Source organism: Streptomyces sp. NPDC059743, assembly GCF_042732975.1.
GTDB lineage: Bacteria > Actinomycetota > Actinomycetes > Streptomycetales > Streptomycetaceae > Streptomyces.
The window spans coordinates 1-11,253 of the sequence record NZ_JBHWGS010000009.1; the positions used below are offsets into that span (position 1 = coordinate 1).

At 71.3% G+C, this 11,253-nt stretch carries 5 protein-coding genes; all 5 read right to left on the reverse strand.

The features are described 5' to 3' along the window. Positions 1-109 precede the first annotated feature (109 nt). The 5 genes from ACFV6H_RS17580 to ACFV6H_RS17600 all read right to left on the reverse strand — a co-directional run bounded on the left by ACFV6H_RS17580 (position 110) and on the right by ACFV6H_RS17600 (position 10,934). Positions 110-793, reverse strand: coding sequence for a LuxR C-terminal-related transcriptional regulator (locus ACFV6H_RS17580; RefSeq protein WP_385542602.1), 684 nt, complete (start codon positions 791-793; stop codon positions 110-112). Positions 794-1,194: 401 nt separating this feature from the next. Further along, complete coding sequence (locus ACFV6H_RS17585) at positions 1,195-3,888, reverse strand: ATP-binding protein (RefSeq protein ID WP_385542605.1); 2,694 nt, start codon at positions 3,886-3,888, stop codon at positions 1,195-1,197. Positions 3,889-3,943: 55 nt separating this feature from the next. Continuing rightward, on the reverse strand, positions 3,944-6,820 hold the full coding sequence (locus ACFV6H_RS17590; RefSeq protein ID WP_385542608.1) for an AAA family ATPase: 2,877 nt from the start codon (positions 6,818-6,820) through the stop codon (positions 3,944-3,946). Positions 6,821-6,844: 24 nt separating this feature from the next. Then, positions 6,845-9,748 carry an AAA family ATPase gene (locus ACFV6H_RS17595; protein WP_385542611.1) on the reverse strand — a complete coding sequence of 968 codons (2,904 nt, stop codon included), beginning with the start codon at positions 9,746-9,748 and terminating at the stop codon, positions 6,845-6,847. A 430-nt stretch (positions 9,749-10,178) separates the two neighbouring features. Next, positions 10,179-10,934, reverse strand: coding sequence for a thioesterase II family protein (locus tag ACFV6H_RS17600; protein ID WP_385542614.1), 756 nt, complete (start codon positions 10,932-10,934; stop codon positions 10,179-10,181). Between the last annotated feature and the right edge of the window lie 319 nt (positions 10,935-11,253).

Sequence of the window (11,253 nt, forward strand, 5' to 3'; positions counted from 1 at the left end):
ATCGCCGGCAGCGACAGAGGTGTATAAGAGCCAGACTGTGGAGCCCATCGATGGGCTCCACAGTTCTGTGCGGGCTGCTCGCCGGGCCGCTTCCGGCGGCCCGGCGGCTTCACTTGATGAAGTCCTCGACCACCTTGGGCGGCCAGGTACCGACGTTGAGAACGCCCATCGAGTAGGCGCGGGAGACCAGGGCGGCCCGGTTGGGCACCCGCAGCTTCCGCAGCAGACCGGTGACGTGGTATTCCACACCCTGCCGGCTCAGATAGAGCCGTGAGGCCAGCGGAATCGTCGACAGACCCGCCGCTATGCCTTCGAGGATCCGTGCGTCGATCTCGGTCAGGATCTTCTTCTGGCTGGTCACCACGCCCGCGTCGGCCGCGTTCTCCGACGAGCGCATGAGCACCAGGATCGCGGCCACGTCAGGAGTCTCGCCACTGACGGCCGCGGCTGTCAGCATGCCTGCGAACGCGGAGTCCTCCGGCCCCAGCGCCACCACATGCGAGGCGAACCGCTGGCGTTTACCTTCGACCAGCCGGGAGAACTGACGCATCAGCGGCTGCTGGACGCTGGGATGCACCAGCTCGCGGAAGCTGCGTCCGCAGACACCGGCCGAGGAGTCGCCGAAGCGACGGAAGAACTCCTGGTTCGCCTGCTGGATGGTCAGGGCCGGGTCGAGCGAGGCCATACAGAGCCCCGCCTGGTCGAACTGCTGGGCACCTCCGCGCCCGTGCTGGTCAGGTACGAGTTCGGTGGAGTTGAGCTGCGCCGAGTCTACGAGTGCGGCAATCGCCACGAGACCGCCATCCTTTCGGGTCCCCCGGTTCTCTGGGAATTGACAACGACGCTATGCGTCAATTAGCAGTGGTATCCGGCCTTACCTGCGCTCATTGACCGGTTATCCATTTACCGAAATTGAGACTAGGTAACTCCGCGCTCGCGCGTCAACAAGTTCCCCTGTTCATCGGGCTAAAGCTGTGGTCGAACCCGGGGAAGGTTCGGTCCGCAATGGCGAGGGCACGGGATGGGCAAATCCCGGCATGCCGGGCGGGTCCTGCCGGGCAACCATCCCGCAATTGAGCCGCCTTTGAGGTTCTCCTGAGGTTTGTCCCGCACGGTGTGACCGAACCACCGGGCGCAGCCGTCGCACCGGTCACACCGTCCGTAGCACGCCGTTAACACATATGTGTTCGCATGCTACGCGGGCAGAGCGCCCGCCAGCTCATGCCGGCCCGAGATGCCGAGTTTCCGATAGGAATTCGTAAGATGTTTCTCGACGGCCCGGGAACTCACACCGAGTTCACCCGCAATTTCCTGGTTGGTGAGGCCACGGCCGACAAGGGAGACGACGCGGCGCTCACTGCGGGTGAGCACGGCCGTCCGCGGCGGCGGCGCGGGCGTACCGAGGCCGTGCTCGGCCTGTTCGACCAGCCAGGGAGCGCCGCAGGCCGCGGCGATCGCGCCCGCCTCCCGCAGGGCGGACTCCGCCTCCGGGCCGCCGCCGAGCCGTCGGCCCAACAGCACCAGCGTTCTGGCGAGTTCGAGACGGTGCGAGGAGCCGCGCAGTACGCCGACGGCCTCGCGCAGCAGAGGAACGCCCTGGCCGCCGTGGAGCCAGCCCTTGAGCCGCAGGGCACGCCCGAGTCCGGTCGGCGCTCCCCAGGCCGCGGCCCAGGTGTGCTCCTCCTCGGCCAGTCTCAGTGCGGTGTGTGAGTCACCGAGCCGGTGGTGGAGGCCGATCGCGTGAGGCCGCCAGGGAAAGAGCGCCGAGTTCTGCCAGCCCGAGTCCTCCAGCCGCCGGCCGCAGGCCAGCAGGCTCTCCAGGGCCCTGGCGCGGTGACCGCGCTGGGCGTCCACCGACGCCTGGAGGATCCGTAGAGTCACGGTCACGGCCAGGCCCGTGAACCTGCGTGCGTGGGCCCGGCTCAGGATGCGCTCGCCGAGCGCCGGATCGCGCAGTTCGAACGCGACGGCGCACAGGACGAGTACGGCTGTCTCGCGCCAGTCCGCGTCGGCCAGTCCCATGGCGCGTTCGACATATTCGCGCGCCTGGCCGTGCCTGCCCTGCATGACAAGGGCCAACGCCCGTTCCGCGAAGAGGAGTACACCGTCGGCGCCGGTCGTGTTCTGCCGTCCGGTCTGCTGTTCGCTCGACAGCCAGGAGCCGACACCTCGTATCGATTCCGCCGCGAACAGTGTCATCACGACCAGTGGCAGTGCGGTGTACGCGCCCGCCGAGGCGGCCGGTTCGCGTTCCAGGACGCGGTTGGCCGTACGGGCCGCTCCGGCCGCGGTGAGCCGGCCGGTGAGCGTGCCCGCGCAGAGCAGGACGGCCACCAGCTCGCGTTCGCCGGCCGAGCCGAGCGGTGGATCCTCGCCCAGCTCACGCAGGCGTTCGGCCGCCGAGGCCAGCTCTCCCGGATTCTCGTGCCCGCAGTGCCGCAGCCGTGCTTCGAGGCGCAGTGCCAGCTCGCGCGCCGGTCCGTCCAGGGCGGCGGGCGCGCCGAGTTCGGCGGCGGCGGCGCGCAGCAGCGCGGCCGTCGCCGCAGGCATCGCGCCCAGCAGTGTCGGCGGGATACGCAGCGCCGCGGCGGCGCGGTCCCTGGCGGTGGTGAGCAGAGGTATCGCCTGGATGATATGGCGCTCGCACGCCTCCGCGTCGAACGCCCGCTCCGCGGTGGCCAGATCGACAAGCAGCCTGGCCCGGCCGGTGTCCTGGGCGCGGTGGGCGAGCAGCGCGCGGCGCAGATAGCGGGCCGCGGTCTCCGGCGCGCCCCGGCGCAGCGCCGTGTCGGCCGCGGACCGCAGCACCGGTACGGACCAGGCGCGGCCCGGACCGGTGACGGCCATCAGATGGGCGGCGACCTGTTCGGCCGGACAGCCGCTGCGGTACAGCAGATCCGCCGCGTCGGCGTGCGAGCGCTCGCGCTCGGCCGGTGTCATCGAGGACTCGATCGCGTCCTGGACGACACGGTGGGTGAAGCGCGGCTCCCGGGCACCGGTCAGCAGCCCTGTCTCGTCCAGCGCGCGGCGCGCGGCGCCGAAGCCGATCTCGTCCAGTCCGGCCAGTTGCGCAACGAGCGCGGCTTCCGCGTGGTCTCCGAACGCGGCGATCGCCGCGGCCAGATCGCGTACGGCGGGTGTCTGGGTCCGCAGATGGCTCGCCAGCCGGTCCCGCAGCTCGGCGGGCCGCAGTGCGCGCACCTGGCCGATGTGGTCCGCGGTCGGCGGGAAGCCGCGCGCCGCGGTGCCCAGCAGTACCGACATGAGGAACAGCGGGTTGCCGCCGGAGACTTCATGGCAGGCGCGTGCGTACTCCTCGTGTCCCGGGCCGCCGCGCCGCTCGCGGATCAGGGCCCGGGTGGCGTCGAGCGACAGCGGCGCGGGCCGCAGCACACGCGCGGCGGCGTGGGCGACCTCGCGCACCAGAGGATGCCGGGCCCTCGGCTCTCCGTCCCGGAGCGCGCAGACGAGTACGGCGCGCAGTCCGTCCAGCCGTTTGGCGAGATGGGCGAGCCAGCGCAGCGAAGGGACGTCCGCCCATTGCAGATCGTCGACGAGGATCAGCAGCCGACCGTTCTCGCCGAGGCCGGCCGGCAGCGACCGGAGGCCGTACAGGACCGCCTCGGACACGGCGGCCCGGCTGTCCTCGGTGCCGTGTGCGATGTCGCAGGCGTCCTGCGCCCAGCGCGTACGGTCCTCCTCCGGCGCACCGGCCACCAGACTGTCGAAGAGCTGGCGCACCACCCCGAAGGCGAAGTCCTGTTCCATCGCGGCGGCGTTCGCGCGCAGGACGCGTACATCCTCGCCCGCGCAGAGGCCGGGCAGTCGCCGCAGCAGGGCGGATCTTCCGATGCCGAGCGGACCGGACAGCATTATGGACGACGACATGCCTTCTTCTGCGGCTCTCAAAGCAGCGCCCACATGCGCCAGTTCGGTGTCCCGCTCAAGAAGCATCCGTCGGCCGTCCTTCCATGGTCCTTACCAGCTCGCACAGTTCCTCACGACCAGTGATACGCAGCTTGCGGTAGGTGTTGCTCAGTCTCAGCTCCACCGTGCGCCTGCTCACCGACAGCAGTTCCGCGATCTCCCGGTTGCCGTGGCCGCGCCCGGCGAAGGTCGCGGTGCGCTGTTCGACTTTCGACAGCGTTGTCCACTCGCGCGGCAGCGTGGACGGCGACGGACTGACCGGTTCTTCCAGCCGCTCGGCGAACCGGCGCGCAGACACCGCGATCCGGCTCGACGGATAGGCGGTGACGAAGCCGGACAGCTCGTCGGCGGTACGCGCGGCGGCGCGCCGGTCGCCCTCCTCCAGCTCGGCGGCGGCGAGCTGGACGAGCCCCCACGCGTGGGCCAGCCGGGCGGGCGAGTCCCGCAGGACGCGCGTCGCGCCACGGGCCCTGACCACCGGTCTGCCGCCCGTGCCGGTCATCGGCCCGGCCCACAGCTCGGCCAGCCCGAGCGCGCTCGCCGTGCCCCAGCGGCGGGCGAGCGTCAGCTCCGAGAGGCTCAGGCGGGCCGCCTCGGCGCGGTCGCCGAGCGCCCGGACCGCCGTGGCGGCCAGCGGGCGCCAGCACAGCAGCGCCGGATTGCTCCACCCGCGGCGCAGCAGCAGCCGGCCGCACTCCTTGGACAGCTCCAGCGCCTCGGTCCACCGCTCGTCGACGGCGGCGAGCTGCGCCCTGGCGAGCAGCAGCGAGGACCAGGCCACACCGTCCGCCGCTCCGGCGGGCGCGGGCGCGGCGGCGAGCGACCTCGCCCGTTCGTGACGTCCCGCCTCCAGGGCGGTGGCGATCCGCAGGGCCATCAGCTCGGGCGCGATGAGCGGATGGCTGCTCGCCGGTGGCAACGCGCGCTCGGCGGCCTCGGCATCCCGTTCCGCGGCGTCGAGCATGCCCGTACGCAGATGCAGTTCGGCCCGTACGGTCAGCACCCGCGCGACCGCGGCCGGGAGGTGATCGCGGCGGGCGGCGGCGAGCAGGGCGGTCAGCTCGGTGGCCGCCTCCGTGCAGTCGTCGGTCAGGATCAGTGCCTTGCAGGCGGCCAGCCGCGGAAGGAACAGCGCGGCGCCCGGCCCGCCGCCGGCGAGCGCGGCACCGGCCAGCTCCCTGGTCATCTCCCGGTCCTCGCCGCGTGCGGCGAGCTGCCAGGCCCGTACGCCCGCCTGGGCGGGCCCGGAAGGTCGGTCGGGGAGCGCGGGCACCTCGGGCACCATCGGCTCGGTGTCGTCCTTGGCCCCGTCGGCCAGCCAGAACAGCGCGATCAGTGCGTCCCGTTCGCCGTCGCGGGCGTCGTGCAGCGCTTCGGCGGCGGATCTGCGTACCGCGTCGCTGTTGCCCCGGGCCAGCGCCAGATCGACGGCGCGAATCCTCAGCCCGTCCGGGACATCGCGGCCCGCGCGTACAAGTTCGGCCAGTCTGCGGTCACCGGCCTCGGGTGAACGGACCGCTTCGACGGCGGCCAGTTCCAGGCTCAGCCGGGCTCGCCGGTCCGGCTCCAGCGGCTCACGCAGCGCGCGGCTCAGACACGCGACGGCGTTGTCGTGGTTCTCGGCGCGCAGGGCGGCGGCAAAGCTCCGGCGCAGTACGGGGACGGCCCAGGAGGAGCCCAACGGTGGTGAACGGAGCAGGAGATGAGTGAGATCCTCGTCGTTCACGGATGCCCGGTAGGCCTGTTCGGCGGCCCTGGAGTGGAGAGCGGCCCGTTCACCGGCGGGCATGTCCTCCAGCAGACGGGCCTTCACCATGGGACAGATCAGGGCCTTCATTCCGACAGAGGTGATCAGACCGGCGGCCTCCAGCATCGCGCGCAGGTCCCGGCCGACGGCCGGCCGCAGTCCTGCCACGGCACACACGAGCGAGAAGGGCAGCAGATCGCCGCAGACCGCCAACGCCCGCAAAAGCGTGGTGACTTCGGCGGGCAGACCGCTCAGCGCGTGGGTGACGAGATCGCCGACGACCGCCGCGGCGATCGCCTTCAGCTCGGACAGCCGGGCGGCGACCGGTTCATGGCCATGACCGGCGAAGCGCCGCAGCACCTCGTACAGCGCGGTGGGATTGCCTCCGGTGGCCGTCCTGGCCGCCCGGGTGAATCGCGGGTCGCCGGAGGCGCCGCAGATCAGCCGTACCGCCGCGGCGACGCCGCCCTCGCTCAGCCCGTGCACCACAAGCCGCTTGGTGGGCACCGGGGCCGCAGGGAGTGCGCTCAGCCAGTCGGGTCCTCCGGCGGACAGCGCGCTGCCGCTCGCCATGATCACGAGCGGTGTGTCCGGAGTCAGCCGCCGGACCAGCGTCTCCAGCCAATGCTGGGATGCGGCGTCGAGCCACTGGGTGTCCTCAACGACCAGCAGCGTCGGTGTGCTGCGCGCGGCGCGCAGAAGTCCCTGGAGTCCCGGGAGCGGTTGAGGCTCGTACTGCTCGTGCTCATCCGGTCCGGTCAGGGCCCGGAGTGAGTGCGGGACCTGACCGTCCTCACGCGCCGGAGCGCCCACCTGGGCAGGCCCGTACAACGCCGTCATGAGTTGGGCGACCACTCCGTACCGCAGCTCGCGCTCGGCCGGGGCCGCCTGTGCGCGCAGCACCCGTGATCCGCTCTCCCGGGCCAGCCGGGCGGCCCAGCCCAGCAGGGCGTTCTGCGCGTGTCCCGGTCTCCCGGTCAGTGTCACGACCGCCGCGCGCCCACCGCTCAGTTCGGCCAGCACCGCGTGCAGCACCGTCTGCTCGGGCCGGCGCTCGAACAGCGGAAGTTCATCACCGTGGATGTCCGGGCCGTACGTCCACTCCGTGGACCGCGTGCTCAGACTTTTGTCATTCCGGCCAGTCACGCGCACCGCCTCGCTCAGTTCGCTTCAGCGTCGCCAGCGTGACTCGATCACCCAGCCGGGTGGTTGTCCATCGGGGATGTCCGGAGTGTGCAGAATGGCGCCCAGTTCGGTCCGTCGGCTGACACCCAGCTTCCGGTAGACGCTGGTCAGATGCGTCTCGATGGTGCGTACGGTCACGAAGAGGGACTCCGCGATGGAACGGTTGCTCGCTCCCGAGGCGGCGAGACCGGCCACCCTGCGCTCCATCCCGGTCAGCATGTCCAGCGGTGAGGCGCTCATCTTCCGCATCCTGCCGCCGGCGGTGACCAGCAGTTTGCGGGAGGTCCCGGCGAGGGCCAGCGTGCCGCAGCGCTGGGCGAGGTCGGTGGCCGTACGCAGATGCTCGCGGGCGCCACGCTGGTCGCCGGTCTTCAACAGCGCGCGGCCGAGCAGGAATTCGGCCTGGGCGTGCGCGGATCTGGCGGGCGAGCCCGCCAGGATACGGACCGATTCGGTGAGCAGCTCGATGCCCGCCACGCCGGGTGTGATCACACCTCGGGCGAGAGCCGCGAGACCGAGCGCGCGGGCCGTGCCCCATCCGGCGGCCAGTTCGGCGCCGTACTCGGTGATCTCCCGGGCCTCGTCGGCGCGGTTCATGACGGCGAGCAGCGAGGCCGCCTCCGCCCACCACGGAAGGAACGCCGGATTGGTGAACCGCGATTCCTTCAGCGATTCGCCGCAGTCCAGGAAGAGGGCGAGGGCCCTCTCCCGGTCGCCGAGCGCCCACCGGGCGCGGGCACGGGCCATCAGATACCAGTGGTACTCGATGACAAACCGGTCCAGACGCGGCCGTTTGATCCCGAGGAGCAGTTCCTCGGCGCGCGCGGGCTCATCGCGGTCGAGCAGCACGGTCGCGAACGCGATCTGCGGCAGCGCGGCGCTGTCGCCCCAACGCTCCTCGCCGATGATCTCGATGGCTGTCTGCGCGTCGGCCAGCGCGTCCGGGACGGCGCCCACACTGTGCAGTACGAAGGCGCGGGCGGAGAGCCCGAGCACATAGGTCCAGACCGCGGCCGTCTCCTGGCTGTGCTGGAGCAGACCGTCCAGCGCGTCCAGGGCCTCGCCCACCTCGTCGGCGAGGCCGAGCGCGAACGACGAGGCGATCAGCGACCAGCTCTCCAGCTCGGCTCCGGGGAAGCGCATGGCCCGACGGGCCTGTTCGACCGTACGCCCGGCGCAGCGGCCGTCCATCGCGGTCAGCACCGTCATCATCGCGAGCTTCTGCCGCTGGGCACGGGTGTCACCGGGCGGTAAGGCCAGCCGCGCGGCCCGGTCCCTGGCCGCGCGGACCGTCGCCTTCTCGTCCGCGCCGATGATCAGCAGGACCGATTCGACCAGGGTGTGCAGCTCGCGGTCGGCTGGATCGGGTCTGGCCGGCAGCTCAACCTCCAGGGCCGCCAGGACCTCCTCCAGCACCCGGACCCCGGTCGGCGCCTGCTGTACGGCCAGACATGTCATCCCGTACCGCACGGCGACCAGCGCCCTCGTACGGATGTCACCGGCCCTGGCCAGTGCCTCCTCCAGCAATCGGATGGCCTCCGGCGGATTGATCTCCGCCAGCGATGTGGCCATCTGGACGCGGACCGGCACACTGTGCGGCTCGACCTCCAGCACCCGCTGCAGATACCGGACCGCGGCCTCGGGCGCGCCTCTGTTCCCGGCCTGGACCGCGGCCTCACGGAGCACTCCCGGCATCCAGGGCTGGGTCACGGCGGGCAGCAGCATCAGCAGGCCCGCGACATCCTCGGCGGGCCGGCCCGCGTCGCTCAGCAGGAGGGCCGCCGCCGTCCGCAGCTCGGCCAGGGCCCGCGCGCCGACAGGTTCGAGCACGGCCGAACGCACCACGTCATGCACCAGATCCGGCCGTCCCGGCGCCATCAGTTCGGCGCGCCGCAGGACGAGCATGGCATCGGCCACGAGCGAGGGCGGCACACCGGCCAGCGCGGAGAGAAGATCGGCGGTCTCCTCGCCGAGGACCGCGATCGCTCTGGCCACCTCGCGCACCCAGGACGGCTGACGGTCCAGCAGCGCGCCGACCGAGAGAGTGATCACCTGGCCGCCGGCCTCGGCGAGTCTGCGCTCGCCCTTCTCGTCGGGCCGTACACCTTCGGCACGCAGTTCGGCCAGCAGCCGGCTGAGAGTGAAGGGATTGCCGCCGGAGACGGCGGCGGCGCGCTCGACAAAGCCTGGTTCGACCTGGTCGGGGAAGATCCCGCGTGCCATCTCCGCCACGTCCTCGATGGTCAGCGGTGCGAGCCGGAGCAGAGTGGGACCGTGCTGCGCGGCGATGTCCGCGAGGGCCACGGGCGCGACGGGCTCGGCCTCGCCGCGCTGTGCGAGCACGACCAGCAGCGGCAGACCGTCGGCGCGCCGCAGCAGGAAGTCGACCCAGCGCAGGGAGCGTTCGTCGCACCACTGCACATCGTCCAGGACCAGTACGAGCGGACGGTCGGCCATCAGATTCGCCGCGAGCCAGTACAGCCCGTGCAGCACGGGATAGACGCCGGGAGCGCCCGCCGTCGCGTCGTCGGCGGGTCCCGAGGTGAGCGCGGGCAGCGCGCGCCGGGCGAGACCGCGCAACAACGGTGACTTTCCGGCGTCCTCGCCGCAGAGGCCGAGGGAGCCGAACAGCTCCCGCACGCCGCCGTATCCGGCGCCGCCCACGACCTGGCGGCACGAGCCGTACAGCACCGCCATGTTCCGGCAGGCGTCGGTCTTCAGGAAGGCCCGGAGCAGGCTCGTCTTCCCGATACCGGCCGGTCCCGACAGCAGCACCAGACCCGCGCGCCGGGCGCGCGCGGCCTCGGCGTGGCGCGTCAGCACCCGTAGCTCACCGGCGCGGCCGACCAGAGCGCTGGACAAACCCATGAGATCGGCCTGATCCAGCATCAAGGTCTCCTCGCATCTCGGGGGACACAACAGACGCACTGACTCGCCGATGGCATCCCGCACAACAAAGTTGAAGGAACAACAATCGACCGGACGCGCGGGTGCGTGATCACGGATCCCGTACCCATGGAGCCACTGGCGCCGGTGGCTCCGGGCGCGCTGAGCAGGTCATCGACCAATCGATGCCTGGGGACTACCCCGCGCGGACTGGATCACTCACCACCGTCTTGCAGACGCCAGAACTCGCCCGGAAAACGAGATCGTGTTATACGGGCAACGGCGCGGTTTCCCGGGCAGAACACCGTGCCGGAAGAGCAACTCCCTTCCGGAGTACGGCGTTCGGCGGTGTTCGGTGCTCCGCACGGTGTGTAGGGATGGTGTGTGCGGGAGGAGATGGTGGTGCGTGGCCCCGGAGGCTGGACCGTGGGCGTCAGCCGCCGGACGTCAGGTGGTTCCGCAGGAGCGCGATCACGGCGGGCGCCTGGGCGCTGAGAAAGAAGTGCCCGCCCGGGAAGACCTTCAGTTCGAACGCTCCCGTGGTGTGTCCGCGCCAGTCCTCGGCCTCGTCCAGCGTGGTCTTCGGATCGCTGTCGCCCGTCAGCACCGAGATCGGCGCTCGGACGACCGCGCCCGGTTCGCACCGGTAGGTCTCGATGGCGCGGTAGTCGCTGCGGATCGCCGGCAGAATGAGGCGCAGGATCTCCTCGTCGCCGAGCAGGGCCGAATTCGTACCGGAGAGCAGCTTCAGCTCCGCGACGATCCCGTCGTCACTGAGGCGGTGCACCTTCTCGTCGCGGTGGCGCGACGGCGCACGCCGCCCCGAGGCGAAGAGCCGGGAGAGCTCACCGCCGTCCGCCTCGTACCGCCGCGCGACCTCGAAGGCGAGCGTCGCGCCCATGCTGTGCCCGAAGAACGTCGTCGGCCGCGTGTGCAGCTGTCTGCGCAGTGCCGCGTAGACCTGGTCGGCCATGGTGTCGATGTCGTCGGGGCTGATCTCCTTGCGCCGGTCCTGCCGTCCCGGATACTGCACCGAGAACACCTCGGCCACGGACGACAGTTGCGCGGACACCGGGAAGTAGAAAGACGCCGAGCCACCCGCGTGGGGGAAACAGAAGAGCTGTCTCGGGCTGTCCGGCGCCTGATGGAAGCACCGTGCCCAGAGGCTCTCCTCGGTGGACGTCGTCATCGTGTCGCATCCTCCTCAGACCTGGGTCGAGCGATCCGGACCGCCCGGCGGTCCGGAACTGCGGGACATCCGGGACCCGTACGGCATTGTCACACGGATCAACAGCCGTTACGGTCCGGTGCCCGGCCACCCCATTCCACTAGGGCGGACAGTGGGAAATTCCCTAGTCTCTTCGCGCTCCGCCGTGACGGAACCCACGCCGGGCGCCCGGCCGGACCACAATCCGGCCAGGCAGCCCGGGTCGCTTCCGGCCAGACGACCCGGATCTGCTGTGGCGACCCGGAACTGACGACCCGCATCCGGCGGCCCGGAACTGTCC

What these genes read in the sequence shown, in the direction of transcription:
- ACFV6H_RS17585 (WP_385542605.1), bottom strand. Translation starts at nt 3,888, where the DNA reads ATGTCGTCGTCCATAATGCTGTCCGGTCCGCTCGGCATCGGAAGATCC.
- ACFV6H_RS17595 (WP_385542611.1), bottom strand. Translation starts at nt 9,748, where the DNA reads ATGCTGGATCAGGCCGATCTCATGGGTTTGTCCAGCGCTCTGGTCGGC.
- ACFV6H_RS17600 (WP_385542614.1), bottom strand. Translation starts at nt 10,934, where the DNA reads ATGACGACGTCCACCGAGGAGAGCCTCTGGGCACGGTGCTTCCATCAG.